Origin of the sequence: Parapusillimonas sp. JC17, from assembly GCF_052180245.1 — a bacterium.
Classification (GTDB): Bacteria; Pseudomonadota; Gammaproteobacteria; order Burkholderiales; family Burkholderiaceae_B; genus Parapusillimonas.
The window spans coordinates 816,877-842,560 of record NZ_CP197474.1 but is presented as its reverse complement, the minus strand read 5'-3'; the positions used below and the strand labels follow the sequence as shown (position 1 = coordinate 842,560).

Below are 25,684 nucleotides of genomic sequence, written 5' to 3'. Positions count from 1 at the left end.
CAGCCCCGGACCTGCCGGGGCGGATCCCGGATTAGCGGTAGACCGGCAAGCGCGCGGTCAGCTCGTTGACACGAGCGCGCACCTCGGCGATCTTGGTCTCGTCGCGAGGATGATCGAGCACGTCGGCGATGAGGTGCCCGGTGAGCTCGGCTTCGGCTTCCTTGAAACCGCGGGTGGTCATGGCGGGCGTGCCCAGGCGGATACCGCTGGTCACGAATGGCTTTTCAGGGTCGTTGGGGATGGCGTTCTTGTTGACCGTGATGTGCGCCTGGCCAAGAACGGCCTCCGCTTCCTTGCCGGTGATGCCTTTGGCACGCAGATCGACCAGCATCACGTGGCTTTCGGTGCGGCCCGAAACGATGCGCAGGCCGCGCTCGACCAAGGTGCGTGCCAGGACGTCGGCGTTCTTGACGACTTGGGCGGCGTACTGCTTGAATTCGGGCGACAGGGCTTCCTTGAACGCCACGGCCTTGCCGGCGATGACATGCATGAGCGGACCGCCCTGGATGCCCGGGAATATGGCCGAATTGATGATTTTTTCGTGTTCGGCCTTCATCATGATGACGCCGCCGCGCGGGCCGCGCAGTGATTTATGCGTGGTCGAAGTGACGAAGTCGGCATGAGGCACGGGGTTGGGATATGCCCCCCCGGCAACTAGGCCTGCATAGTGGGCGATGTCGACCATGAACAAGGCGCCGTGGTCGCGAGCAATGCGTGCCATGCGTTCGAAATCGATGCGCAGCGAATAGGCCGACGCGCCGCCGACGATGAGCTTGGGCTTGTGGGTTTTAGCCAGGGACTCGAGCTGGGCGTAGTCGAGCTCTTCGTTGGCGTCCAGGCCATAGGATACGAAGTTGTAGAGCTTGCCCGATGCGTTGACCGGCGAACCGTGCGTGAGGTGCCCGCCCTCGGCGAGGCTCATGCCAAGCACGGTGTCGCCCGGCTTGAGGACGGCCATGTAGACGGCCTGGTTGGCCTGCGAGCCCGAATTGGCCTGCACGTTGGCCGCTTCCGCGCCGAAGATTTCCTTGAGGCGGTCGATTGCCAGCTGCTCGACGATATCGACGTATTCGCAACCGCCGTAATAGCGCTTGCCGGGATAGCCTTCCGCGTACTTGTTCGTAAGCTGCGTGCCTTGCGCCTGCATGACCGCAGGGCTGGTGTAGTTTTCGGACGCAATCAGCTCGATGTGCTGTTCCTGGCGAACATTCTCTTTCTGAATGGCTGCCCAGACTTCGGCATCGACTTGATCAAGGGTGCGGGAACGGTCAAACATTGGGTATCCTGGATAAGGTTGTTGCTGCAAGCAAAAGGCGAAAGCGCATTTTACCGCGAATGAGATGGGCCGGTCCCTTGCAAAATGGCCGGGGTCAGACAAAATGGCTGGGGTCAGACCCCGCATGGGGTCTGACCCCTCAAGCTCCCGGGCCCAAGCGGCCGGGGCCAGACCCCATGCGGGGTCTGGCCCCTTGCCCCCTTAGCCCGCCAGCCGAGGATTCAGCGTATACAGCCCGGTGATCGATGCCTGGCCGAGTATATGGCCTTGCATCGCCTTCATGGCATCCGCGCCGGTGAAGCGTCCTTCGAAGGGCAGCTCGGCAATGTCGAGCGCATAGACGGTGAAGATATAGCGGTGCGGGATCGAATCGTTCCACGGGGGGCATGGGCCGTCATAGCCGAAGTAATCGCCGTTCATGTCGCGGTCGGCCGCGAACCACGCCGTGTAGTCGTTCACACCCTGGCGGGTGCCGTCGAGCGCCAGGGGCCCGGCCTTTCCCCTGGGCGTGATGCCGTCCGAATAAGAGCCTTCCGCGATTTCAGTGGTCGTGGCGGGCACATCGATCAGCACCCAATGATAGAAGTCCACGCGCGGGAGCGTATCGGGGATTTCGCGCCCTTCCTGGTTGACGTCGTCGGGCTTGCTGGGCACGTCCGGATCGTGGCAGATGACCACGAAAGACTGCGTGCCAGCCGGCGCGTCCGACCAGGACAACTGCGGATTGACGTTGCCAGCCAGCGCCACATGATTCTGGCCATCGATCTTTCCAAAGGCATAGCGCTCGGGGATTTTTCCCTGGTCGGTAAAAGACTCACTGGTAAGTTTCATAAGGTACTCCTGGTCAAACGGCTGGCTTGTGTGTCAGCCTGTTAACGTGACGCGGGCAAATTTGCGCTTGCCCACCTGTATGACATAAGTGCCGGCTTCGAGCTGCAGGGATTTATCTTCGATGCGGGCGCCGTCCACGCGCACGCCGCCCTGCTCGACGTTGCGCTGCGCTTCGGCCCCCGATGCAGCCAAGCCGGCTTCGCGCAAGATCTTGAGTATGCCCAACGGCGCCGCGCCCGCAGTGACCTCGGGCATTTCGTCGGGAATGGCGCCATCGCGAAACCTGGCCTCAAAGGCGGCGAGCGCATTCGAGGCGGCTTCCCGGGAATGGAAGCGCGCCACGATTTCCTGGGCCAGCGCCACTTTGGCTTCGCGCGGATTCAGGCCTTCTGCTATCTGCTTCTCAAGACCGGCGATGTCGTCCATGGAGCGGAATGACAGCAGCTCGTAGTACTTCCACATCAAGGTGTCGGAAATCGACATGATCTTGCCGAACATCGAGTCGGCGGCTTCCGTGATGCCGATGTAGTTGCCCTTGGACTTGGACATTTTGTCGACGCCGTCGGTGCCTTCGAGCAGGGGCATGGTCAGGATGCACTGGGGTTCCTGGCCGTACTCCTTCTGGAGCTCGCGACCCACCAGCAGGTTGAACTTCTGGTCCGTGCCGCCGAGTTCGAGGTCGGCCTTGAGCTCGACGGAATCGTATCCCTGCATGAGCGGATACAGGAACTCGTGTACCGAAATGGGTATGCCGCCCTTGAAGCGGCGCGTGAAGTCTTCGCGTTCCATCATGCGCGCAACCGTATAACGGGACGCCAGCTTGATCAGCCCGCGCGCGCCCAGCGCATCGCACCATTCGGAGTTGTAGCGGATTTCGGTCTTGGCGGGATCAAGCACCAGGCTGGCCTGTGCGTAGTATGTCTTGGCGTTTTCCTGGATCTGCTCGGCCGTAAGGGGCGGCCGCGTGGCATTGCGCCCGCTGGGATCGCCGATCATGGAGGTGAAGTCGCCGATCAGGAAGATGACCGTATGCCCGAGGTCCTGGAGCTGGCGCATCTTGTTGAGCACGACGGTATGGCCCAGATGGATGTCGGGCGCCGTGGGATCCAGCCCCAACTTAATCCGCAATGGCTTGCCGGTGGCATAACTGCGCGCTAGCTTGCCGGCAAATTCTGATTCGACCAGCAGCTCGTCACAACCGCGCTTGACGATGCGTAGCGCTTCTTCTACCTGTGGGCTCATTGGGGATTCGTTGGAGGACATATAACGGTTTTATCAATTAATACAAAAAAATGCTCGAAAAATGGAACTCAATACGCTAGCATAGCGTGCGAGCGCAATCCATGCATGGCCATGGGCAGATACTAGAACAGATGCAGTTCATCATATTATCAGAGCGCTACGCCGTCACGAAACGGCAAATCCATCCACTACAGCAGCGCCTTTACAGGTCTTGATTTTGTTTATGTTCAAGAAAGGGAATATTGGCAATCCCTCCTACCGCGACATGGTCCGGGCAAACCGCCGACACCATGTCGTCCGCAACGGGCTGGTGTTGATCGCCCTTGGCCTTTTTGCCGGAGCCGCCGCGCTGGCGGTGGTTCAGCCACCCGAAGCCCCCGTCGTATACCAAGCCCGTCAAACGCTGGACCTGCCCGATCCGGCTCCCCAAGTCTCCAGTCTCTCTTCCGATCCGTTCATCAGCGAAACTCAGATCCGCCGTGGCGACACGCTCGCGGCGCTGCTGCAGCGCCTCAGGGTCCAGGAGTCGGGCCTGCAGCAATTCCTGGTGCAGAACAAGGACGCCCGTTCCATCTATAAGCTGTATCCCGGCCGCAGTGTGCAGGCGGCGCTGGATGACGACGGCAATCTGGTCTGGCTCCGCTACAACCATACGCCCGGAACCAGCAATAACGGTACCTATGTTTCCCGCTGGCTCGAAGTCAAGCCCGACGGCAAGGGCGGCTTCACCGCCGACGAACGCAGCCAGGTGGCCGATGTGCATATCCGCATCGCCGAAAATCACATCGTCAGTTCCCTGTTCGGCGCCACGGACGAAGCCGACATCCCCGATGCCATCACGCTTCAAATGACGGACATCCTGGGCAGCAAGATCGATTTCATACGCGACTTGCGCAGCGGGGACCACTTCCGCATCATCTACGAATCCTATTCTCACGAAGGACGCGACGTCGGCGCCGGCCGCATCCTGGCATTGGAATTCATCAATCGCGGCAAGGCTTACGAGGCCGTCTGGTTCTCACCCGATGGCAAAAGCGGCAGCTACTACGACTTCGAAGGCAGCAGCCTGCAAGGGGCGTTTCTGCGCACGGCGCTGAAGTTCTCCCGCATCAGCTCCACGTTCGGCATGCGCAAGCACCCGGTGCATGGCACTTGGCGCGGGCACAAAGGCGTCGACTACGCCGCGCCCAGCGGCACTCCCATCCATGCCACAGCGGACGGCGTCGTCGATTTCCGCGGCTGGCAGAACGGCTATGGCAATACCATCGTCCTGAAGCACCATAATGGCATCAGCACGCTTTATGCGCATCAAAGCCGCTTCGAGAACGGGTTGAAGAAGGGCGATAGCGTCAGGCAAGGGCAACTCATCGGCTATGTCGGCTCCACCGGCTGGTCCACCGGCCCTCATTTGCATTACGAGTTCCGGGTCAACAACAAACCGGTGGATCCGCTGTCCGTCGACCTGCCTGTCGCCCGCACACTCGACAAGTCCCATCGCGCGGCATTCCAGGAAACGGCCGCTCAGTATCGCGAACATATTCATTTGCTGACCGATCTCCAGGAAGGCAACGCTCAAGTCGCGAGCCGTTGATTCTGCAAGGCACGGGGCCCGGCATGCCGCAGAATCTGATCGTGGGCCTGATGTCGGGGACCAGCACGGACGGCGTAGATGCCGTCCTCGCCCGGTTCGACGATGGCGGCCGCCCCGCCATCCTCGATTCGATTTCCTTGCCCATGCCGCGGGCACTGCGCGAAGAGTTTCTGGCGTTGAACTCCCCCGGCGCGGACGAACTCGCGCGCGCCGCGCTGGCGGCTAATGAACTCGCTCGCCTCTATGCACGCGCCACCCTGGAAATTCTGGAACGTACCAACGTAGCCGCCGGCCAGGTCCGCGCGATCGGCGCCCATGGCCAGACAGTGCGGCACGACCCGGCGGCGGGCTATACCATCCAGTTGAACGCCCCCGCGCTGCTGGCCGAACTTACAGGCATTCCAGTCATTGCCGACTTCCGGTCGCGCGACGTCGCCGCCGGAGGCCAGGGTGCACCGCTGGTGCCGGCCTTTCATCACGCGGTATTCGCCTGCGGACATCCGCGTGCCGTGCTGAACCTGGGCGGCATCGCCAACGTGACGCTGCTGGAACCCGGGAACGATATCCGCGGCTTCGATACGGGCCCGGCCAATGTGCTGCTGGACATGTGGATACAGTCCAGCACTGGCCAGCCCTACGACGACGCCGGAAACTGGGCGGCCACCGGCCGCTGCGATGCCCGGTTGCTGGACCATCTCCTGGATAGCGAGCCCTGGTTCAGGCTCGCCCCGCCCAAGTCGACAGGCCGCGATCTGTTCAACTGGTCGTGGCTGAGCGGGCGCCTGAACACCTTCTACAATCAGGCATCGCGCCTGCGCGACAACGATGTGCAGGCCACCTTACAAAGACTGACCGCGCGCAGCATCGCGCGCGCCGTCATGGAGCATGCGCCAGGAATAAAAGAGGTTCTGGTGTGTGGCGGAGGCGCGCTGAACACCGGCCTGCTGAATGACCTTCGTCATGAATTGAAACTGCCCGTGAGCCTGACGTCGGAACACGGCGTACCCGTCCAGCTCGTCGAAGCGTTGGCTTTCGCGTGGTTGGCGTGGATGCATGAAGAAGGTCTGCCGGCCTGCCTGCCCGCCGTCACCGGCGCACGCGCGGCCACGATCGCGGGATGCAGGTACCCTGGTGTGGGGGTCAGACCCCATGCGGGGTCTGACCCCTTAATCTAGGCCGGGGTCAGACCCCGGATCTACACTTGGGTATTAGCATATCGGGGTCAGACCCCGTACGGGGTCTGACCCCACCAAATCACACCGCAAACGACGAACCGCAGCCGCAGGTGGTGTTGGCGTTGGGGTTGCGGATGACGAACTGCGCGCCTTCCAGGTCGTCTTTGTAGTCGATTTCAGCGCCGACCAGATACTGGAAGCTCATGGGGTCGACCAGCAACTGGACGCCCTCTTTGTCGATGGTGGTATCGTCGTCGTTCACGGTTTCGTCGAACGTGAAGCCATACTGGAAGCCCGAACAACCGCCTCCCTGCACGAAGACGCGCAGCTTGAGGTCCGGATTGCCTTCCTCGTCGAGCAGTTCCTTGACTTTGGCGGCGGCCGAGTCGGTGAAGATCAGCGGGGACGGAGGCGCCTGCAGATCGACGGTTTCACTAAGGGTATTCATCAGAGCACTCCATGGCAGCGATACAGGCTGCGCAAACTTAAACCTACTATAACATTGCCGTCAATGGGCGGCGGGCAGTACGACGGTGCGCGAAGCCCGGACTGCGGTGCCCTCCAGGACATTGAGCGTGACGGATGTGGGCTCAAAGTTGTCGGGAAGACTGAGGAGACCGGCCCCTCGCTGGAATTGGTCGAACGCCAGAGCAAAGCCTTCGGTGTCGGGCGTCACGGATTCGGGCCCGCCGGGGGACCTGGCGGCCTCAAGCGTAATTTTAACCTCTTTCCCATCACGCACGCCCTGGGCCACGAACTGCAATACCCCCTTGAACAAGGCCTCGCCCTGGGTGCTGCGCTGAAGCAGCACCCTATATAGCAAGTTGGGGCCGATCCGTTCAATTTCAAGCGCCCTGACGCTGATGGTCCCTTTAGGCCCCGGCGGCAGGAGCTGATCGAAAAAAGCAAGCTGATCGCGCATGCGTCCCACTTCCGCCTGCGCGGTACGCAGTGAAGCCTCCAGGCCTTTGCGCGTACTTTCTTCGACGACCAGCTGTCCGCTGAGTGCGTCGTTCTGGGCCCTCAGCGCAATGAGCTCGGCCCGCGCCTGCAACAAGGACTGCTGCTCGGAGAACTGTTGATCGTCGGTCTGCGACCCGAGCCAATAAGCGGCGCCCAGGCCGCCCAGCATCACCCCGAGCAAAACGCCAAGGAAAAAGCCGAACAGCCGGACTTTTCGTGTCCTGCCGTCAGGGGAGGATGGCGACATGCGTCAAGCCCGTGGACTCGGGCAGACCGAACATCAGGTTCATGTTCTGCACGGCCTGGCCCGAAGCGCCTTTGACGAGATTGTCCTGGATGACGAGGATGACGAGCTGATCGCCATTGTCGGGACGATGCACTGCGATGCGAAGCTGGTTGGCGGCACGCACGGAACGCGTTTCGGGCAAGGAGCCCGCGGGCATGACGTCGACAAAGGCTTCATCGGCGTAACGCTGTTCGAACAGGGCCTGGAAATCGGTATCCATGGCTTCAGGCAGGATGCGTGCGTACAAGGTCGAGAACATGCCACGGATCATCGGCACCAGATGAGGCACGAAGGTAAGACCCACCGGCCCGCCCGCAAGGGCATTCAAGTGCTCGGAAATTTCGGGATGATGGCGATGGCCCGCCACGCCGTAGGCTTTGAAATTGTCGCTGGCTTCTGAAAACAGCGTGCTGACCTCGGCCTTGCGCCCGGCGCCCGATACCCCGGACTTGCAATCGGCGATGATGTGGCTGGTGTCCACCAGCTTGCGCCCGCCTTCCAGCAAGGGAGCAAGCCCCAGCAATACCGTCGTCGGGTAGCAGCCCGGGTTGCCGACGACCTTGGCGCCTGCGATCTTGGAGCGGTTGAGTTCGACCAGCCCGTAAGCGGATTCAGCCAGGATATCGGGACAGGAATGGGGCATTTTGTACCAGCGCTCGAACATCTGGGTGTCCTGCAGCCGGAAGTCGGCGGCCAGATCGATGATGCGGACGCCTTTGTCGAGCAGGGTCTTGGCCTGGCTCATGGCGACGCCATGCGGCGTGGCGAAGAAAACCACGTCGCAGTCTTCGAGCGCGGCCTTGTCCGGGGTCTGGAAGCAAAGATCGACGCGCCCGCGCAGATTGGGGTACATGTCGGCCACGGGCATGCCGTCTTCCTTGCGGGAAGTGATCGCCGTGAGTTCGACCTGGGGATGCTGGGACAGCAGGCGCAGCAATTCAACGCCCGTGTAACCCGTGCCACCCACAATACCTGCCTTGATCCGAGATGCTGCTGCCGATGCCATGACCTTTTCCAAGAATAAAACTGCGACATCGTCATTATGCAACAAGCGCGGCAGACATGCAGCAGAGGGAGGTGTCGGGGCGGGGTCAGACCCCATACGGGGTCTGACCCCGGTGGCAAAGAGTGAGAATCAGAGGCGGTCGGATCCCGTACGGGGTCTGACCCCAAAGGGTGCCGGCAGGTCGATTGAATCCAGCGTGTTCTTGACCAGCAGCCCCAGTTCGGTATCGCCTTCCATGGCGAGCCTGCGACTGAAGAACAAGGTGTCGGGGTCTTCTTTGCGTTGCATGAGCAGCAGGAAATCGTGGGCCGTCGCGGCAATCGTCAGCGCCGGCTCGGCATGGCGCCGCGCCGCGACGAAGCCCCGCCCATCCCAGCTGAAATCGAACTGTACGCCCGCGTCCGCCACGCGAATGCGCAAGGAGCGCCCATGCAACGCTTGCAGCGTGTCCGCCGGCAGATGCCGGACCAGCAACAGATTCAGGCCCTGGACGAACAGCAGGGATCCCGGAAAGGCCGGCAGGGCCGCAAGCAATTTACCCAAAGGCCCCGGCAATCGATAGGAGGTCGTACTCATCAGGCCACCAATTGTTCCAGTCCGGGCCGGCCATACCAGTACCCATTGCATGGACCAGCCGGCATCAGCGGTTCGATGGCCGCGAAAGCGTCTTCGCCGGTCATTTCGCCCCGGATGGCCTGGTGGAAGAAGCGCGCAATTTCGTTCGTATACTGCGACTGCGGACTGATTCTCAGGACATCCACCTGCATGTCTGCGACTTGGCCAAGCTCTCTTGCCAGGTTATAGACCAGGGCCGACTGCGTCTGTATGCCGTTCAATGTCAGAAAGGGCTGTCCCTCCCGCGTATTCAGCAGCAAGCCGTCCGGATGATCCATGCAGACGTACTGGCAATTATCCTTGGGCAGGTTCCGGTTGCGCGCGGTAAAGCAGCGCGCCGAGAAGGCAAGCGGCATGCGGCCATACGCGAACACTTCCGTCTGCATGCCCGCGGGCCGTTGCGCCTGCATGAATCCCAGCTTGTCGCGCCCCATTTCCAGCGGCATCACCCAGCGGCGCGCGCCTTGGTTCGCGAGCAGCGCCAAGGCGGGGGCGCTGTAGAGATTGAGGAAGGGGCCCGCGACAAAAGGCCTGCCCTCCAGGCAATGCACGGCACCCATGTCGTTGGCCTCGACCAGGTAGCGATCATTCGCCGCGATCTTGCGCAGCGTGGACAGATCGCTGCCGGACTCCAGCAGGACCTGAGTGGACAGGACGACTTCCTTTCCGGCGGCCTCCAGCATGGCCGCAAGTTCGAGCCAGTCCGGCAGGCGGAGTTCATGACGGCGCGAACATACGGTTTCGCCGAGATAAACGATATCGACCGGCGCTTCCGTCACGGCTTCGTAGAATTGCATCATGGCGATGCGTGGCCAGTAGTACTGGACCGGACCCAGGGCAAGTTTCAAGACAGCGGCTCCTCAGTGTTGCGGTTCATTTCCATGGGCGATGATAGGCGCCCAAAGTGTGCTGTTGTCCCTCGGCCACCTTGTTCAGTTCGTTCATCCACGCAGGCCTGACCGAATAGCGCTGCAGGCTGGCAGCGCAATGGTCGATGGCCTGCCGCCATACCTTGGTGACCTGGGCCACGTAGGCGGGGCTGCGCTGCCGCCCTTCAATCTTCACCGCACTGATTCCCATCTGCATCAGTTGCGGCAGGATCTCGAGCGTATTGAGACTGGTCGGTTCCTCCAGCGCGTAATAGTTTTCCTCGGCCACGTCGAAGCGGCCCTTGCATAAGGTGGGATAGCCAGCGTTCTCGCCGTCGGCGTAGCGATCTATCAGTACGCCGTTCAAGCGAGACTCCAGGCCCTGCTCCGTCTGCTGCCAGCGCACCGACTTTGCGGGGGAGCAAACGCCGTGCGTGTTGGGAGATTCGCCCGTCGCGTACGAAGACAGCGCGCAGCGGCCCTCCACCATGACGCAGAGGCTTCCGAAACCGAACACTTCGATCTCGAGCGACGTATTCTCCGTGACGCGCTCCACCTGCGCCAGCGACAGCACACGCGGCAGTACGGCACGGCGAACGCCGAAGTGCTTCTGATAGAAATTGATGGCTTCGTAGTTGGTCGCCGACCCCTGGACCGACAGGTGCAGCGCCAGTTCGGGATAGCGGTTCGAGGCATACTGCATCAAGCCCAGATCCGCCAGCAAGATGGCGTCTATGCCGGATCCCGCAGCCTTGTCGACGGCCTCGCGCCAGGCCTCACAGCCATCCGCCTGCGGGTAGGTGTTCAGGGCGAGCAGAACTTTGCGCCCCCGGTCGTGGGCGTACCGGATGCCGTCATTGATCGCCGCCTCATCGAAATTCAGGCCTGCAAAATTGCGCGCGTTCGTCGCATCGCGAAACCCCAGGTATACGCAGTCCGCCCCGTGGTCGATAGCCGCCTTGAGCGCCGGCAGGCTTCCTGCGGGGCATAGCAGCTCGGGGGGCCGAAGGGAATTAACTGCGGGAAAAGCTGACATGGACAAGTACCTCTCGAAACAAGAGGCCACTATACGGACGCTACGGGAACAGGTCCTTAAAGCAGATCAACGTTTCGCCATCATCCAGGGGTCAGACCCCGTATGGGGTCTGACCCCAGAAACGCCCAAAAAAAACCCCGGCACAAGGCCGGGGCTTTTGCTGCCTGGCCGTCTGGCCAGGCATGCGTGCGAGCACGCAATTAGCGCTTGCTGAACTGCTTGCGACGACGCGCCTTGTGGAAACCGACTTTCTTGCGTTCGACTTCGCGGGCATCGCGAGTGACGAAGCCGGCTTGCTTCAGGGCGGTCTTCAGGGACTCGTCGTAGTCGATGAGCGCACGGGTGATGCCGTGGCGGACTGCGCCGGCCTGGCCGCTTTCACCACCGCCGTGAACGTTGATGTGGAAATCGAACGATTCAAGGTGGTTGGTCAGTTCCAAAGGCTGGCGTACGACCATGCGGCCGGTTTCGCGAGCGAAGTATTCGTCGACGGGCTTGCCGTTGACGACGATCTTGCCCGAGCCTTTCTTCAAGAACACGCGGGCCACCGACGTTTTGCGACGGCCTGTTCCATAGTTCCAATTACCGATCATGACCTATCCTTAGAAATCCAGCGGTTTGGGCTGCTGAGCAGCATGAGGATGCTCTGCGCCGGCATAAACCTTGAGCTTCTTGGCCATGGCGTAACCCAGCGGGCCTTTCGGCAGCATGCCCTTGACGGCTTTCTGGATGGCGCGACCAGGAAAACGCTCTTGCATTTTCTGGAAGTTGGTTTCGGTGATACCGCCCGGGTACGTGGAGTGGCGATAGTACTTTTTGTCTTGCGACTTGTTACCGGTCACAACGATTTCGGCGGCGTTGATGATGACGATGTAATCACCGGTGTCAACGTGAGGCGTGAATTCTGGCTTGTGCTTGCCGCGTAAACGACGTGCGACTTCGCTGGCCACACGACCCAGGACTTTGCCCTTGGCGTCAATCACGTACCAGTCACGTTTGACTTCATGCGGCTTGGCCACAAAGGTCTTCATGATGGTTCCTAATATTTGAAGTAAAAAGACTTGCCGGATTCCCTTCAGGTCCCCGGTAAGCCACGGTTCTCCAGGCCGACCACTTGCCAAAGCGTTGTTCTTCGCCCGTGCAACAGTCTGGAAAAGCCCATCATAATAACATAAGTGGATGCCATGCCAGGCTTTTTTCATGGGCCGCTCTTCCGGATCGCGGCGCAAGCCCAGCAGAAAATGCAAAAACCGCCCGTAGGCGGCTTTTGCAGTGCGCGGCGCTTTATTTCTTCTGGTTGGCCAGCGCGATGCCCAGGTAGTTGTCGTAAGAGCCTTCGCCCACTCGGAACCAGGGAACAACGCTGTCGCGGAACGCCATGTAATGGTCGTGGATCTTCTTGAAGTGTTCGCTCTTGGCGCAGAAATCCTTGTAGGCTTCTTCGGATGCCTTGAAGGAGGCGTCCATCACATCGCGGGGAAACGCCTTGAGCACTGCGCCGCTGGCAATCAAGCGACGCAGGGCGGCGGGGTTGTTGGCGTCGTAATCGCCCAGCAGCTTGCCACCGGCGGCACGCGAAGCCATTTCGATCACGGCCTGATAGGCCTTGGGCAGCTCGTTGTAGGCCGCGTCGTTCACATAGAGCGACAGCTGCGCCGAACCTTCCCACCAGCCCGGATAATAGTAATACTTGGCCACTTTCTGGAAGCCGAGTTTTTCGTCATCGACCGGGCCGACGAATTCGACGGCGTCAAGCGTACCCTTTTCCAGGGAAGGATAGATGTCGCCAGGCGGAATCTGCTGCGGCACGACGCCCATGCGTGACATGACCTCGCCCGCGAAACCGGCGGTACGCATCTTCAGGCCTTGCAGGTCGGCGACCGATTTGATTTCCTTGCGATACCAGCCGCCCATCTGCGTACCGGTATTGCCGAACGGGAAGTTAATGATATTGCGCGGCGCGAACAGTTCGCGCAAGAGCGCCAGGCCGCCCGCTTCGTAAACCCAGGCGTACATCTGGCGCGCATTCAGCCCGAACGGCACGGCCGTGTCGAAACAGAAGGCGGGATCTTTCCCGTAGAAGTAATAGGAAGCGGTCTGTCCGCATTCCACCGTGCGGTTGCCGACTGCGTCCATGACGCCAAAGCCCGGCACGATTTCACCGGCGGGATACAAGCGGATCGAAAAATTGCCGTCGGTGGCCTCGCTGACCATCTTGCAGAAGAGTTCCGACGTGGAGTACAGCGGAGGAAGCGACTGCCCATAGGATGAGGTCATCTTCCAGCTGATTTTGGGATTGCTTTGTGCCAATACGGGTGCCGCGACGGCGGCGGTGCCCGCCACAGCGCCAAGACCGGCTTTTTTAAGAAATGAACGACGCTGCATTGAGTGGTCTCCTGATTCTCATACAAACTTTTGCTGTAGCAACAACAAAGAGAAATATACACCGTACTGCAATATGTAACCAAGGGCTGCGTGTTTACCCCTTCCGAAGGGGGCCGCTATTTACCGGCGATGGCCATCTGCTCGATCAGTATCGACCCGCTGGTTTTGGAGCCGCGGGTGATGGTGTCGGCGCCGACGGCGACTATCTGCTTGAACATGTCGGCAAGGTTGCCCGCAATCGTGACTTCCTGGACGGCATGCTGGATTTCGCCGTTCTTTACCCAATACCCGAACGCGCCGCGCGAATAATCGCCCGTGACGTAATTGACTCCTTGCCCGATGAGCTCCGTCACCAGGAAGCCGGTGCCCATCTTCTTGAGCATGGCACGGAAGTCGTCGTCCGGATCGGTAAGCCGCGATACCAGGCGCAGGTTGTGCGACCCGCCCGCATTGCCCGTGGTATGCATATTGAGCTTGCGCGCCGTGTAGGTCGAAAGAAAATAGCCATTCAGCATGCCGCCCACGACCACGTCGCGCGCACGGGTGCGCACTCCTTCGCTGTCGAAGGCCGCACTTCCCATGGCGCCGGGAATGAAAGGGTCCTCGGCGATATCGATGTGATCGGCCATGATCGGCTTGCCCAGTGCATCGAGAAGAAAGCTTGCCTTGCGATACAGGGCGCCGCCGCTCGTGGCCTGCACCATCGCGCCCAAAAGTCCGACGGCCAGCGGGGCTTCGAACAGGACGGGGAAGCGCCCCGTCTTGATGCGCCGCGCCGACAGCCGCGCCAGGGTGCGTTCGGCAGCATAACGGCCGACCGCCTGCGGATCGGCCAGATGCCGGGCATCGCGCGCCGTGGTGTACCAGTAATCGCGCTGCATGTTCGCCCCCCGCCCCGCGATGGGCGCGACCGAGAGGCTATGCCGGGAATAAGCGTAACCGCCGAGGAATCCCCGGCTGTTGCCCAGCACGAAATGGCCTTCGTAGGTATCGACCGAGGCGCCGTCGGTGTTGGTGATGAGATCGCTGGTCGCGCATGCGGCGGCTTCGGCCTTGATGGCTTGCTTGGCGGCTTCCTGCGCGGATATCTGCCAGGGATGATGCAACTGGAGATCGGGGAATTCCGTGGCGAGCTGATCGGCATCGGGCAAGCCGGCGGCGGGATCCTCGGCGGTATAGCGCGCGATGTGCCAGGCGGCCTCTACCGTTTCACGCAGCGCCTGCGCGGAAAAATCGGAGGTGGACGCCGAGCCGCGGCGCTGGCCGGCGAAGACGGTGATGTCCAGTGCGCGGTCGCGCGTCTGCTCGACGGTTTCTATGTCCTTGTTGCGCACCGACACGGACAGCCCGCAGCTTTCGGACACTTCGACCGCCGCGTCGGAGGCGCCCAGTGTCTTGGCATGGGCCAGCGCCTGGTTGACGAGTTCGCGAAAACGGGCTTGGTTCTCGGCAATGGGTAAGGAGGATGTGGATTGATCGCTCATTGATGCTCTTTTGGTTGAGACGGTTATCATAGCCAATTAAAAGATAATTTTTTCAGCACCATGCCAAATAATCCGTCCGACATCCCCGACCACGGCTACGATCGGCCCAGCAAGTCTCAGGTCAAGCGCGACATGCTGGCCCTGCAGGATCTGGGCAAGCAACTGTTGGACCTGTCGCTAGATCAGCTCAAGCAACTGCCCTTGTCGGAAAAGCTGCTCGACGCCGTACGACTTGCCCAGCGCACCACCAGCCGCGAGGGCCGGCGCCGCCAGGTCCACTACGTGGGAAAACTCATGCGCGATGCCGATGCGGATGCGATTCGCCATCAACTTGACGTATGGGAAAACGGCTCGCGGGAGCAAACGCAGGCCATGCACAGGCTGGAAGCCTTGCGCGACTTGCTGCTGCGCGACGACGCCGCCCTGACGCAACTGCTGGACGAATACCCCGGGGCCGACGTGCAGCGGCTGCGCACCCTGATACGGGAAGGCCGCAAAGAGGCCCGATCGAACGAAGCGCTGCAGCCCGGCCAGATGCCGCAGCGCAAACACTACCGCGCCCTTTTTCAGGCGCTGAAAGCCCTTAACGACAACACGGAGCAGGAATGAGCGCCACGCTGCTTGAATGCATAGAACTCGAAACCGGTCCCAATCCCACCCATGCCATCATCTGGCTGCACGGCCTGGGGGCGGACGGACACGACTTTGCCCCTATCGTTCCCGAACTCGGGCTGGCGCGGGACCCGGCGGTCCGTTTCGTCTTTCCGCATGCCAGCGTGCGGCCGGTCACGATCAACAACGGCATGTCCATGCGCGCCTGGTACGACATCTACCAGCCCGCGCCCACCCCGCGCGAGGACGATCAAGGGCTGCGCGCGTCCGAACAGGCGGTGCGCGCCCTGATCGCCCGCGAAAACGAGCGCGGCATTCCAACCGCCAATATCGTGCTGGCCGGATTCTCGCAAGGCTGCGCCATGACGCTGCAGACCGGGCTGCGCCTGGAAGAAAAACTCGCAGGCATGATAGGGCTGTCGGGCTATCTGCCGCTGGCCCGCGTCATTTCGACCGAGCGCCACGCCGCCAACCAGCAGACCCCCATCTTCCTGGCCCATGGCACCATGGATCCCGTCGTCACCATAGACCGCGCCCAGGCCTCGCGGCAGGCGCTGCAGGACATGGGCTATCCGGTCGAATGGAAGACCTACCCCATGCCCCACTCCGTATGCCAGGAGGAAATCGCCGACATCGCCGCCTTTTTGCGCAAAGTGCTGGTGGGGGGTCAGACCCAAAGGGTCTGACCCCGGCTGCGATGATTGAGGGATCGACCCTTTGGGTCTGACCCCGGCTGCGATGATTGAGGGGTCAGACCCTTTGGGTCTGACCCCGCGCTCTTAAAGGGATGGGGTCAGACCCCGTACGGGGTCTGACCCCAGGTCAACCGCGGCCGGCGGGTTTCCCCCAGGTCCAGCCATACTCGCCGCATGGTGGGGTCCTCTTCGTCGGGGTCGTTCTGGAAACCCAGGTAGGTCATCAGGCTCAGCATGGGCCGGTTGGCGGCGAGGACGAGACCGTCGATATAGGTCAGGCCCTGCTCTTGCGCCGCATCGATGAGGCCGCGCATCAACTGCGCCCCAAGGCCTCGGCGCTGCCAGTCGTCGGCGATGACGAGCGCGTACTCGGCCCCTCGCCCATCCGGATTGCGCAGGTAGTGCGCAAACCCGATGATCTGCTCGCGTGGATGGCCCCGGTGTTCGGGATTCGGCACCTGCACCGTGGCGACCAGGGCGAGCTCCCGGTCGTAGTCGATCCGGGTGTAGCGCGCCAGCATGCGCGGCGTCAGTTCGCGCAACATGGAAACGAAACGCATGTACCGGGATTTGTCCGATAGCCCGCGTATGAATGCCTGCAAGGGTTCCGCGTCTTCCGGCCGGATGGGCCGCAGCGACCAGGGCTGCCCATCCTTGAACATCTTGGCCTGCACCAGGCGGCGGGGATAGGGATGGATGGCCATGTGGCCATAACCGGTGGTTTCGGGCAGCACCAGCATGGAAGCGCTGTTGAGTTCCATGCGCACCGAGGACGCGACCAGGCCGTCGACGTTGGCATACAGCGGATCGATCACGATCGCTTCGAGTCCCGGAAGTTCGGAAACCATTTGCGAAACGCGCTCCAGTGTTTCGATGAGGCAGTCGAAGGCGACGGGCGTGATCTGCCGCAACAGCGCACGGTGCCAGAGGGAACTGCGCTGGACCAGCTTGCGCGCCAGATAGCTGTTCAAGGGTGGTAACTCGACCGCCCGCTGCTCGATGGCAAGCAAAGCGTCCTGCGCGCCCGAACCGAAGACGATGTAGGGACCGAACTTGTGGTCGCGGGAAGCGCGTATGGCCATGGGCAGCGGATCGTCGTAAGGGTCCTCCGGCGTATCGTCCACCATGACGTGCCCATGGGCGTATCGCATGGGCATATGAAAGCAATCGAGGAGTTGCTGGCATTCCTGCTGCGTCAGGACTCGCCGTCGTTCGCGTTGGGCCGCTCCGACGATACGGCGGGCGTCATCCAGCCGCGGCAGCTTGCCCAGCGGCTCGGGAGGCAGGATTTGCTGCGACAGCATCTGGTTGTAGTGGTAGGCGCCAAGAATGCCGAAGGCGTTGGCCGCCGACTCAGGCGTACGGAAGGCCGGCGTACCGACACTGTCGAGGATATGACGCAAGGGCCGCATGCCGGCATCGCCCAGGAAGCAGGTGATGATGGGCTTGCGCGCTTCCGGCGCCATGTGGGCAAGCTGCCGCGCCGCGCCTTCGATGTCCGACAAGGGATCGGGACACAGCAACACCAGCACGCCGTCCACGCCGGCATCGGCGGTGAGTATGCCGACCACTTTCTGGACGACTTCGGCATCCAGCCGGGAGTAGGTCACGACCGGGTTCCGGGCATCCGATCCCGGTTCCAGCAGATCGGACAAGGCCTTGATGCTGGCCTGGGAGAGGTCGGCGCGCGACACCGACTCGGCCTCGCCCATGACGTCCAGCGCAAGCTGCGACGCCCCTTTGCCATTGGAGAACAAGGCGATCCTGCGCCCCCTGGGTCGCCGCGTGTAGACCAGTACCTTGAGCGCCGAAAACAGCTGCACGAAATAGCGTACGCGCACCGCGCCGACCCGGCGCAGCAAGGCATTGAAAACGATGTCCTCGGCGGAGTCGGGACCGGCGTTGTTGCCCACCTTGAGCACCACGACCGGCTTGACGCTCGCGACCGCACGCAGGGCGCTGGTGAATCGCCTCGAGGAAGTGGGTTCTTCAAGATACAGGGCGATGCTGTCGGTGCGCGCGTCCATGGACAGGTAGTCCAGTACGTCGGATACGTCCACACCCGCCTCGTCGCCCAGGGAGACCACCGCCGAAAATCCAAGATGGATGTCGCGCGCCCAGTCGAGGACTGCGGCGGTAATGGAACGCGACTGCGTCACCAGCGCCACCCGGCCGCCCAGTGGCGTATGCGGCTGATGGCTGAAGTTCAGCCCCAGATGCGGACGCTGTATTCCGAACGAACGCGGGCCCAGCACGGCGCAGTCGTGGGCAATGCCCCAGGCCCGGCACCGGTCGATGTCCTGCTGCGGCGCATCGGAATGCTGTTCGTGCGGCAGGATGACCAGGCTGCGCGGGCGGTACGGCTCCAACTGCGGCAGGACCTCGTCCAGGCGCGCGGGATCGATGCAAAGCAAGGCGAGATCCAGCCGAGACGCGGGAGCCATGCCGCACAGGGTCTCGGGCATGGCGAGCGCCGGCCCGGACGAGGCGTCGACCACGGTCAAGGAACTGCGCAGCCAGCGCGGCGGTTCTTCCGCCAATGCCAAGGGGCGATCGGCGACGATCAATACCGTGCGCGGTTCGAACAGAGCGGCCAGGCGGTGTCGCAGCATACTTTATCCGGTTTTCAGCAATGATTGATGGGTACTCTAAAATAGCGCATTGCGATCATCCTGTGCATGCCGGTTATCCCGTGCTGCCAAGCCTCACATTTGCCATGACCACGTCCAATACTACGCCTGTCCGTACCCGCTTCGCCCCTTCCCCCACCGGCTATCTGCATCTGGGCGGCGCCCGCACGGCCCTGTTCTCGTGGGCCTTCGCCCGCCATCATCAGGGGGTCTTCGTGCTGCGTATCGAAGACACCGACCTTGAGCGCTCGACTCCCGAAGCGGTGCAGGCGATTCTGGACAGCATGGCATGGCTGGACATGCAGCCGGACGAAGGCCCTTTCTACCAGATGCAACGCATGGACCGCTATCGCGAAGTCATTGCGAAGATGCTCGATGACGGCACCGCCTACTACTGCTACAGCAGCCCCGACGAAATCGAAGCCATGCGCGAAAAGGCCCGCGCCGCGGGCCTGAAGCCCCGTTACGACGGCACATGGCGGCCCGAACCGGGCAAGACGCTGCCCGCCGTTCCCGCCGGCCGCAAGCCCGTCGTGCGCTTCAAGAATCCGCTGGAAGGCGCCACCAGCTGGAACGACATGATCAAGGGCCCCATCAGTTTCGACAACGGCGAGCTCGATGACCTGATCATTGCCCGCCCCGACGGTACACCCACCTATAATTTCTGTGTGGTCGTCGACGACTGGGACATGAAGATCACCCATGTGCTGCGCGGCGACGATCATGTCAACAACACGCCCCGCCAGATCAACATCCTGCGCGCCCTGGGCGCCGAGCTGCCGCAGTACGGCCACGTGCCCATGATCCTCGGACCCGACGGCGAAAAACTGTCGAAACGGCACGGCGCCGTCAACGTCATGGAATACGACAAGCAAGGCTATCTGCCGGAAGCCATGATCAACTATCTGGCACGCCTGGGCTGGAGCCACGGCAACGACGAGCTCTTCTCGCGCGATCAACTGGTGGAATGGTTCGACACGCGCAACCTGACGAAATCGCCCGCGCAATGGGATCCCAAGAAGCTGAACTGGGTCAATGCGCACTACATCAAGCAGCACAGCGGCGCCGATCTTGCCGAACGGGTCGCACCGCGCATACGCGAACGGGGCGGCAACCCCGCAGCGGTCGACTTGCCGGCGGTCATGGACCTTTTGAAGGACCGCGCGGAAACCCTGAACCAATTGGCGGAAGGCGCCTTGCTCTTTTGCGGTCCCTACCAGCCCGCCGACCCCGAGCTCCTGGCTCAGCATGTCGATGAACAGGCCAGGACGCTGCTGGCCGAGTTCAGCAACAAGGCCGGTGCGCTGGCCGACTGGACCACCAGCGCGCTCGACGCGCTCATCAAGGACATCCTGGCGGAACACGGCGTGAAGATGCCCAAGCTGGGCATCCCCTTGCGGTTGGTGATCACTGGCCAGAAACAGACGCCTTCGATAGGCGCCGTGCTGGCCATATTGGGGCGCGACACAGTCATGGCGCGCCTGGCGTCATACCAGAACTAGAACGGCAGGCGGTAGCCCGGCGACATGCGCCGGGCCTTCAGCATTACGCCATCGCTGCTGCGCAAGTCCAGGGTCTTGTCGGTGGCCGACACGATGGTGTAGCGATTGGTATAGATGGGATCTTCGAACTCCACCGGGCTGCCGTTCGAGGTCAGTGTCCGGAGCGTCAAGGTCTGTTGATCGTGTTTCCAGCACCCCTCCTCTGACAAGCCCTGCGAGGGATGCTTGCCCCGCTTGAGTTGTTCGGTGTAAGCCATGGTGCCATCGGGGTTCAGCGTGAAGAGCGTACGCAGTTCACCCGTAACGCCCCGCTGGCTGCGCACGCTCAGCCAGTTGCCCGTCACTTGGTCGCCGGCAGCGGCCGGAACGCAGGATGGCGGCTCCTTGGGTTTGGTTTCCACGGGTGGAGGGCTGGGCGCGGCACACGCCGCCAGCAGGCCCGCGGCGCACACCACGGCAATGGGTCGGTAATGTCGCAACAACTGCATGGGCATCGATTCTTCCTTGCAAAACCACAAGTCGCGTATGGTGACGAAGCGCCTGGCTTCGCGACCAGCATAAAATTAGTGTGAAATCATTCTACCCGAAGCACCACTGGCAACCGCGCTTGATGCGCCGCCTGTTACGCATCGTCATACAAACGAGCCGACATGGATTATTCCGTTCTCATCACCCTGCACTTGTTCGCCGCCTTCATCTTCGTGGGTACGGTGTTCTTTGAAGTCCTGATCCTCGAGGGCATACGCAAAGAGGTGCAACCCGACGCGATGAAAAGCGTCGAAAGAGCGATCGGCAGTCGAGCACGGCGGATCATGCCCTGGGTATTGCTGGTGCTGTATGGCGCGGGCATCAGCATGGCGTGGCACTATCGCACGGTCCTGGCGCATCCCTTTGACTCGACGTTCGCGCTGATGCTCAGCCTGAAGATCCTGCTGGCGCTCAGCGTGCTGGGGCACTTCATCACCGCCATGGTCTGGGGCACCCGCCGCAAGCTGAACGCCCGCCGTGTGCAATTCATTCATATCAGCGTGTTCAGCCATATGATCGCCATCATCATATTGGCCAAGGCGATGCTGTACGCATGAGGGGTCAGACCCCGCATGGGGTCTGACCCCATTGCTGCTGCACGCGTAAAGGGTCAGACCCCGTACGGGGTCTGACCCCCCTTTGACCCCTTGCCACGCTACAAAGGCAGGCGCACGTCGTGCTTGATCTCTCTTAAAGCCACGATGGTGCGCGTCTGGCGCACGCCGGGCAGATTGAACAGGAAGCGATGCAGGAAGCTGTCATAGGCTTCCGCGCTCGGCACCAGGATTTTCAGCAGGAAATCGGCATCCCCCGTCACCGCATAGCACTCCAGTATTTCAGGCGCGTCGCGCACCGAGCGCTCGAAATTCTGGACGATGTCGGCCGAATGGCGATCGAGGCTGATCTGCGTGAACATGCAGCTTTGCAGGCCCACTTTATGCCGATCGACCTTGGCGTAATACCCCTGAATCGTCGCCGACGCTTCCAGCGCCTTCACACGCCGCCACACCGGCGCGGCCGACAGCCCCACGCGCTCGGACAGCTGCTGCGCGGACGCGCGGCCGTCTTGTTGCAGTTGAGTCAGGATTTTTATGTCTATTCCATCCATTTTGGCCACCAGGCGAAACGTTTATTTCAATAACTAGGGATTCTACGCTAGAACTAAGCAATAAAAACAGCGGCGCTCTTCTCTACCATGGATGAATAATGGAGATGACTATGCCTGCCGTACAACTCGACACCCAATACCGCCTCGACGACAACCTGACCGCCACCTCCGGCCGCATTTTCTTGACGGGGACCCAAGCCTTGATCCGCATGCTGCTGTCGCAGCGGCGCGCTGATCAACAGCAAGGCTTGAATACCGCCGGTTTCGTCACCGGCTACCGTGGCTCGCCGCTGGCGGGCGTGGACATGGCCATGTGGCGCGCCCGCGGGGCGCTGGAAGGCCACCAGGTCAGCTTTCTCCCATCCATCAACGAAGACCTGGGCGCCACCATCGTCATGGGAACGCAGCAGGCGGGCGTCCGGGAAGACAAGAAAGTGGATGGCGTGTTCGCCATGTGGTATGGCAAGGGCCCGGGCGTGGACCGCGCGGGCGATGCCCTGCATCACGGGAATGCGGCGGGCGCTTCGCGCCACGGCGGCGTGCTGCTGGTGGTCGGCGACGATCATACCGCGGCATCGTCGTCGATTCCCCATGCGAGCGAGACCACGCTTCTGTCATGGAGCATTCCCATCGTGCATCCGGCGTCCATCGAGGAGTACGAGCTGTTCGGCCGCTGGGGCTGGGCGCTTTCTCGCTACAGCGGATCCTGGGTCGCCTTCAAGGCGGTGACGGAAACGGTGGAAAGCGGTCGTGCATTTGAACTGCAGCCCATACCCGACTTTACGCAGTGCACCTCTTTCGCCGACAGCGCCCTGGAATACAGCGCCCGCGAATTCCTGACACCGGCCATAGAAACACGCATGGCGCGCCGGCTGGAGGCAGTGAAGGCTTTCTCCCGCTTGCACACACTGGACCGCATCGTGGATGCCGCACCCGAGGCGCGCATCGGCATCATTACCGTCGGCAAGGCGTTCCTGGACACGCAGGATGCGCTGGCGCGCCTGTCGGCGCATGCGCCGGAGCGGACGCTGCCGGCGATGCGCCACTACAAGATAGGACTCAGTTGGCCCATCGACATCCCGGGTTTCATGGCTTTCGCCAAGGGCCTCGACCACATTCTGGTCATCGAAGAGAAAGCCTCCATCGTGGAAGCGCAAATCAAGGAAACGCTGTTCAACGCCACCATCCGGCCCCAGGTCGTGGGCAAGCGTGATCTGGAAAACGAGGCATTGATCCCGCGCGAAGGGCAACTTAGCCCCGCCCTGCTGGAAAGCGCCTTGCGCCGCTGGCTGCGCCAAAGCGCCGGCTTCGACTTTCCGGAAACCCTGCCCGCCACCGGAGCCGCAGCAGCGGATATCCGCAGCGTATCGCGCACAACCGCGGGGTCCGAGCTTACCCGCCGCCCCTATTTCTGTTCCGGCTGCCCTCACAACACCTCCACCAAAGTACCCGAGGGCAGCCAGGCGCTGGCGGGCGTCGGCTGTCACTACATGGCGACCTGGATGGACCGTGAAACAAGCGGCCTGACGCAGATGGGTGGCGAGGGAACGGACTGGATCGGCCTTTCCCGATACACCACCATGCCCCACATCTTTCAGAACATGGGCGAAGGCACCTATTTCCACTCTGGCTATCTCGCGATCCGCCAGGCCGTCGCCGCAGGCGCGAACATCACCTACAAGATCCTGTTCAATGACGCGGTGGCAATGACGGGCGGCCAGCCCGTGGACGGCAAGATATCGGTGCCCAGCATTTGCCAGCAGATGATGGGTGAAGGCGTGAAGCGAGTGGTCATCACGACGGACGAACCCGAGAAGTACAAAGGCGTGGCATTGGCCGCCGGAACCAGCGTGCACCATCGCCGCGAACTGGATGCCTTGCAGCGGGAATTGCGCGACACGCAAGGCGTCACCGTGCTGATACACGACCAGACCTGCGCGGCGGAAAAACGCCGGCGCCGCAAGAAGAATGCGTATCCGGATCCAGCGCGCCGGCTTTACATCAACGCGGCGGTCTGCGAAGGCTGCGGCGATTGTGGCACGCAATCGAACTGCCTCTCGCTGGTACCGCGGGAAACCCCTTTCGGCCGCAAGCGCGCCATCGACCAATCCAGCTGCAACAAGGACTACAGCTGTGTCGAAGGCTTCTGTCCCAGCTTCGTGTCCGTCATGGGCGGAAAGCCGCGCAAAGCTGCCGGTGCCGGCGCCAATGATCGCGAAAGGCTGCAGGCGATGATTTCGGCGCTGCCTCGACCTTCCATCCAGCACTATGCCGACACCTGCAATATTCTGGCCGTGGGCATAGGCGGCACAGGCATCATCACGGTGGGTGCGATCCTGTCGATGGCCGCCCACCTCGAAGGACGGGCCGCCTCGGTGCTGGACATCACGGGTCTGGCCCAGAAAGGCGGAACAGTGATCAGCCACATCCGCCTGTCCAGCGGATCGCACTCCCCCGCGGCGGTGCGGATCGATCCGCAACAGGCGGACGTCGCCATATTGTGCGATGTCGTGGCCGCCAGCCGCCCCGAAGCATTGCAAGCGCTGAAACCCGGCAAGACCGCAACCAGCGTCAACAGCTATCTGGCGCCGACCGCCGAATTCACCCGGGACCCCGACGTACGGCTCGACGCCCAGCCCTTGCTCGACACGCTGCGGGCGGCGGCGGGCCCGGCCAATACCTGGGCGCTGAATGCGCATGCCTTGGCGGAGCAGCAGTTCGGAGACAGCATCCTGGCCAACATGATGATGCTTGGCCATGCCTGGCAGCGCGGCCACATCCCGCTGAGCGAAGAAGCCATCATGCATGCACTCGTTCTCAACGGCGTGGCCGTGCAGGCCAATCGGGAGGCGTTCCGCATGGGCCGCCTGGCAGCCGCCCGCCCCGAAGCCTTGAGCCCTGAATCGCAGCGCCGCGAGCAAGTCGTCACACTGCATGCGCCCGAATCGCTGGAAACCATCGTCGAGCGGTGCCGCGTTTCATTGACCGCCTATCAGAATGCGTCCTACGCCCGGCAGTACACCGAAATCGTCGAGCGGGTCCGGCTCGCCGAGCAAGCGCTGCACCCGAATGCCCGGCCGCGCCTCACGGCCAAGGTCGCGCAATCCCTGCACAAGCTCATGGCTTACAAAGACGAATACGAAGTGGCGCGGCTCTTCACCAACGGAGATTTCCGGCGCGAGCTGCAGGAGAAATTCGAAGGCGACTTCAGTTTGCGCTTCCATTTGGCGCCGCCCTTGCTGGCACGCCGCGATCCGCGTACCGGCATTCCCCGCAAGATGACTTTCGGCCCAGGCACCGAACGGCTGTTCCGCCTGCTGGCTCGCGGGAAAGCCCTGCGCGGCACGTGGCTCGATCCATTTTCATACACGGAAGAACGCAAAATGGAACGCCGGCTCATCCGCGAATTCCAGGCGGCGCTGCGTGTCATGACCGAGCATCTCGATGAGCGCACCTTCCCGCTTGCGTTGGAACTTGCCGACCTGCCGCAGAAAGTGCGCGGCTTTGGGCATATCAAGCAGGCCAACGTCCAGGCGTACCAGGACAGGCTCGATGAACTGCTGACGGCGCTCAACGGCCCTGTCATGAAAACTAACAATTATTTTTCGCGCGTGCCCGCCTGACATCCGGCGAGTGCAATCCCCTGCGGGCCTTGGACTTACGAGCCAGGGCCCGATTCTTTTGCTTTCCGGAAACCAGGAACCAAAAAAAAGCAAGCCCCATTTGCGCTTGCCCGCCGCGCAGACCGACACTACAATTAGTGCTCAAAACACACTGAACCACTATATATAGTGGTCAAACAATATCCAACCCACCGTACATTTTCGCGGAAGTTCCAGTAGTTTGCGGT

At 61.9% G+C, this 25,684-nt stretch carries 23 protein-coding genes; 7 read left to right on the top strand and 16 right to left on the bottom strand.

The window, feature by feature from the left end; all coding sequences use genetic code 11:
* Positions 1-31 precede the first annotated feature (31 nt).
* The 3 genes from glyA to tyrS all read right to left on the bottom strand — a co-directional run bounded on the left by glyA (position 32) and on the right by tyrS (position 3,370).
* Positions 32-1,276: a serine hydroxymethyltransferase gene (glyA, locus tag ACSBPU_RS04025; RefSeq protein ID WP_442595806.1), complete on the bottom strand. Its 1,245-nt coding sequence runs from the start codon at positions 1,274-1,276 to the stop codon at positions 32-34.
* A 201-nt stretch (positions 1,277-1,477) separates the two neighbouring features.
* The gene (locus ACSBPU_RS04020; protein WP_180065747.1) at positions 1,478-2,107 is read right to left on the bottom strand and encodes a YbhB/YbcL family Raf kinase inhibitor-like protein; all 630 of its coding nucleotides are present in this window, start codon (positions 2,105-2,107) and stop codon (positions 1,478-1,480) included.
* Positions 2,108-2,140: 33 nt separating this feature from the next.
* On the bottom strand, positions 2,141-3,370 hold the full coding sequence (tyrS, locus tag ACSBPU_RS04015) for a tyrosine--tRNA ligase (protein WP_442595803.1): 1,230 nt from the start codon (positions 3,368-3,370) through the stop codon (positions 2,141-2,143).
* A gap of 244 nt (positions 3,371-3,614) precedes the next feature.
* On the opposite strand from tyrS, the gene ACSBPU_RS04010 reads away from it, so the two are divergent.
* Both ACSBPU_RS04010 and ACSBPU_RS04005 read left to right on the top strand, forming a co-directional pair.
* Entirely contained in the window at positions 3,615-4,940 is a 1,326-nt protein-coding gene (locus ACSBPU_RS04010; RefSeq protein ID WP_442598540.1) for a peptidoglycan DD-metalloendopeptidase family protein, read from the top strand.
* A 23-nt stretch (positions 4,941-4,963) separates the two neighbouring features.
* Positions 4,964-6,115, top strand: a complete 1,152-nt coding sequence (locus ACSBPU_RS04005) for an anhydro-N-acetylmuramic acid kinase (protein ID WP_442595801.1) — start codon at positions 4,964-4,966, stop codon at positions 6,113-6,115.
* 79 nt (positions 6,116-6,194) lie between these two features.
* Here ACSBPU_RS04005 and erpA read toward each other — a convergent pair whose 3' ends face one another.
* The 10 genes from erpA to pmbA form a co-directional block, all read right to left on the bottom strand.
* On the bottom strand, positions 6,195-6,563 hold the full coding sequence (gene erpA / locus ACSBPU_RS04000; RefSeq protein ID WP_180065755.1) for an iron-sulfur cluster insertion protein ErpA: 369 nt from the start codon (positions 6,561-6,563) through the stop codon (positions 6,195-6,197).
* 60 nt (positions 6,564-6,623) lie between these two features.
* Positions 6,624-7,325 carry a DUF6776 family protein gene (locus ACSBPU_RS03995; RefSeq protein WP_442595799.1) on the bottom strand — a complete coding sequence of 234 codons (702 nt, stop codon included), beginning with the start codon at positions 7,323-7,325 and terminating at the stop codon, positions 6,624-6,626.
* On the bottom strand, positions 7,306-8,370 hold the full coding sequence (argC, locus tag ACSBPU_RS03990) for an N-acetyl-gamma-glutamyl-phosphate reductase (protein WP_442595797.1): 1,065 nt from the start codon (positions 8,368-8,370) through the stop codon (positions 7,306-7,308). The genes ACSBPU_RS03995 and argC overlap by 20 nt, the downstream gene beginning before the upstream one ends.
* A gap of 129 nt (positions 8,371-8,499) precedes the next feature.
* Positions 8,500-8,946, bottom strand: a complete 447-nt coding sequence (gene ubiT, locus ACSBPU_RS03985) for a ubiquinone anaerobic biosynthesis accessory factor UbiT (RefSeq protein WP_442595795.1) — start codon at positions 8,944-8,946, stop codon at positions 8,500-8,502.
* Positions 8,946-9,833, bottom strand: coding sequence for a ubiquinone anaerobic biosynthesis protein UbiV (gene ubiV, locus ACSBPU_RS03980; protein WP_442595793.1), 888 nt, complete (start codon positions 9,831-9,833; stop codon positions 8,946-8,948). Before ubiV ends, ubiT begins: the two co-directional genes overlap by 1 nt.
* Before the next feature lie 25 nt (positions 9,834-9,858).
* Entirely contained in the window at positions 9,859-10,890 is a 1,032-nt protein-coding gene (ubiU, locus tag ACSBPU_RS03975; protein ID WP_180065765.1) for a ubiquinone anaerobic biosynthesis protein UbiU, read from the bottom strand.
* Positions 10,891-11,090: 200 nt separating this feature from the next.
* On the bottom strand, positions 11,091-11,483 hold the full coding sequence (gene rpsI / locus ACSBPU_RS03970; protein WP_180065767.1) for a 30S ribosomal protein S9: 393 nt from the start codon (positions 11,481-11,483) through the stop codon (positions 11,091-11,093).
* Between the two features lie 9 nt (positions 11,484-11,492).
* A complete protein-coding gene (gene rplM / locus ACSBPU_RS03965) occupies positions 11,493-11,921 on the bottom strand; it encodes a 50S ribosomal protein L13 (RefSeq protein ID WP_180066244.1) in 429 nt (142 codons plus the stop codon).
* A gap of 253 nt (positions 11,922-12,174) precedes the next feature.
* Positions 12,175-13,275: a TRAP transporter substrate-binding protein DctP gene (locus ACSBPU_RS03960; protein WP_180065769.1), complete on the bottom strand. Its 1,101-nt coding sequence runs from the start codon at positions 13,273-13,275 to the stop codon at positions 12,175-12,177.
* Positions 13,276-13,391: 116 nt separating this feature from the next.
* Positions 13,392-14,759: a metalloprotease PmbA gene (gene pmbA / locus ACSBPU_RS03955; protein WP_442595790.1), complete on the bottom strand. Its 1,368-nt coding sequence runs from the start codon at positions 14,757-14,759 to the stop codon at positions 13,392-13,394.
* 60 nt (positions 14,760-14,819) lie between these two features.
* Between pmbA and yjgA the strand changes: the two genes are divergently transcribed.
* Both yjgA and ACSBPU_RS03945 read left to right on the top strand, forming a co-directional pair.
* The gene (yjgA, locus tag ACSBPU_RS03950; RefSeq protein WP_442595788.1) at positions 14,820-15,368 is read left to right on the top strand and encodes a ribosome biogenesis factor YjgA; all 549 of its coding nucleotides are present in this window, start codon (positions 14,820-14,822) and stop codon (positions 15,366-15,368) included.
* The gene (locus tag ACSBPU_RS03945; RefSeq protein WP_442595786.1) at positions 15,365-16,057 is read left to right on the top strand and encodes an alpha/beta hydrolase; all 693 of its coding nucleotides are present in this window, start codon (positions 15,365-15,367) and stop codon (positions 16,055-16,057) included. The genes yjgA and ACSBPU_RS03945 overlap by 4 nt, the downstream gene beginning before the upstream one ends.
* 107 nt (positions 16,058-16,164) lie before the next feature.
* Here ACSBPU_RS03945 and ACSBPU_RS03940 read toward each other — a convergent pair whose 3' ends face one another.
* A complete protein-coding gene (locus ACSBPU_RS03940; protein ID WP_442595784.1) occupies positions 16,165-18,678 on the bottom strand; it encodes a GNAT family N-acetyltransferase in 2,514 nt (837 codons plus the stop codon).
* Between the two features lie 104 nt (positions 18,679-18,782).
* Here ACSBPU_RS03940 and gltX point away from each other — a divergent pair, with 104 nt between their 5' ends.
* A complete protein-coding gene (gene gltX / locus ACSBPU_RS03935) occupies positions 18,783-20,198 on the top strand; it encodes a glutamate--tRNA ligase (protein ID WP_442595782.1) in 1,416 nt (471 codons plus the stop codon).
* On the opposite strand, the gene ACSBPU_RS03930 is transcribed toward gltX, so the two are convergent.
* The gene (locus ACSBPU_RS03930) at positions 20,195-20,686 is read right to left on the bottom strand and encodes a hypothetical protein (RefSeq protein WP_442595780.1); all 492 of its coding nucleotides are present in this window, start codon (positions 20,684-20,686) and stop codon (positions 20,195-20,197) included. The two genes, gltX and ACSBPU_RS03930, sit on opposite strands and share 4 nt — an antisense overlap.
* A gap of 162 nt (positions 20,687-20,848) precedes the next feature.
* Here ACSBPU_RS03930 and ACSBPU_RS03925 point away from each other — a divergent pair, with 162 nt between their 5' ends.
* Positions 20,849-21,283, top strand: a complete 435-nt coding sequence (locus tag ACSBPU_RS03925) for a CopD family copper resistance protein (RefSeq protein WP_442595778.1) — start codon at positions 20,849-20,851, stop codon at positions 21,281-21,283.
* 98 nt (positions 21,284-21,381) lie between these two features.
* On the opposite strand, the gene ACSBPU_RS03920 is transcribed toward ACSBPU_RS03925, so the two are convergent.
* Positions 21,382-21,834, bottom strand: a complete 453-nt coding sequence (locus ACSBPU_RS03920; RefSeq protein WP_180065781.1) for an Lrp/AsnC ligand binding domain-containing protein — start codon at positions 21,832-21,834, stop codon at positions 21,382-21,384.
* Between the two features lie 110 nt (positions 21,835-21,944).
* Here ACSBPU_RS03920 and ACSBPU_RS03915 point away from each other — a divergent pair, with 110 nt between their 5' ends.
* Entirely contained in the window at positions 21,945-25,457 is a 3,513-nt protein-coding gene (locus ACSBPU_RS03915) for an indolepyruvate ferredoxin oxidoreductase family protein (protein WP_442595775.1), read from the top strand.
* Positions 25,458-25,684: the final 227 nt, after the last annotated feature.

Coding starts and splice junctions, on each gene's coding strand:
- ACSBPU_RS03930 (WP_442595780.1), bottom strand. CDS start 20,686: ATGCAGTTGTTGCGACATTACCGACCCATTGCCGTGGTGTGCGCCGCG.
- ACSBPU_RS03945 (WP_442595786.1), top strand. CDS start 15,365: ATGAGCGCCACGCTGCTTGAATGCATAGAACTCGAAACCGGTCCCAAT.
- ACSBPU_RS04005 (WP_442595801.1), top strand. CDS start 4,964: ATGCCGCAGAATCTGATCGTGGGCCTGATGTCGGGGACCAGCACGGAC.
- ACSBPU_RS03920 (WP_180065781.1), bottom strand. CDS start 21,834: ATGGATGGAATAGACATAAAAATCCTGACTCAACTGCAACAAGACGGC.
- tyrS (WP_442595803.1), bottom strand. CDS start 3,370: ATGTCCTCCAACGAATCCCCAATGAGCCCACAGGTAGAAGAAGCGCTA.
- ubiT (WP_442595795.1), bottom strand. CDS start 8,946: ATGAGTACGACCTCCTATCGATTGCCGGGGCCTTTGGGTAAATTGCTT.
- ACSBPU_RS03960 (WP_180065769.1), bottom strand. CDS start 13,275: ATGCAGCGTCGTTCATTTCTTAAAAAAGCCGGTCTTGGCGCTGTGGCG.
- ACSBPU_RS03940 (WP_442595784.1), bottom strand. CDS start 18,678: ATGCTGCGACACCGCCTGGCCGCTCTGTTCGAACCGCGCACGGTATTG.
- ubiU (WP_180065765.1), bottom strand. CDS start 10,890: ATGTCAGCTTTTCCCGCAGTTAATTCCCTTCGGCCCCCCGAGCTGCTA.
- yjgA (WP_442595788.1), top strand. CDS start 14,820: ATGCCAAATAATCCGTCCGACATCCCCGACCACGGCTACGATCGGCCC.
- ACSBPU_RS03925 (WP_442595778.1), top strand. CDS start 20,849: ATGGATTATTCCGTTCTCATCACCCTGCACTTGTTCGCCGCCTTCATC.
- rplM (WP_180066244.1), bottom strand. CDS start 11,921: ATGAAGACCTTTGTGGCCAAGCCGCATGAAGTCAAACGTGACTGGTAC.
- glyA (WP_442595806.1), bottom strand. CDS start 1,276: ATGTTTGACCGTTCCCGCACCCTTGATCAAGTCGATGCCGAAGTCTGG.
- rpsI (WP_180065767.1), bottom strand. CDS start 11,483: ATGATCGGTAATTGGAACTATGGAACAGGCCGTCGCAAAACGTCGGTG.
- argC (WP_442595797.1), bottom strand. CDS start 8,370: ATGGCATCGGCAGCAGCATCTCGGATCAAGGCAGGTATTGTGGGTGGC.
- gltX (WP_442595782.1), top strand. CDS start 18,783: ATGACCACGTCCAATACTACGCCTGTCCGTACCCGCTTCGCCCCTTCC.
- ACSBPU_RS03915 (WP_442595775.1), top strand. CDS start 21,945: ATGCCTGCCGTACAACTCGACACCCAATACCGCCTCGACGACAACCTG.
- pmbA (WP_442595790.1), bottom strand. CDS start 14,759: ATGAGCGATCAATCCACATCCTCCTTACCCATTGCCGAGAACCAAGCC.
- erpA (WP_180065755.1), bottom strand. CDS start 6,563: ATGAATACCCTTAGTGAAACCGTCGATCTGCAGGCGCCTCCGTCCCCG.
- ACSBPU_RS03995 (WP_442595799.1), bottom strand. CDS start 7,325: ATGTCGCCATCCTCCCCTGACGGCAGGACACGAAAAGTCCGGCTGTTC.
- ACSBPU_RS04010 (WP_442598540.1), top strand. CDS start 3,615: ATGGTCCGGGCAAACCGCCGACACCATGTCGTCCGCAACGGGCTGGTG.
- ACSBPU_RS04020 (WP_180065747.1), bottom strand. CDS start 2,107: ATGAAACTTACCAGTGAGTCTTTTACCGACCAGGGAAAAATCCCCGAG.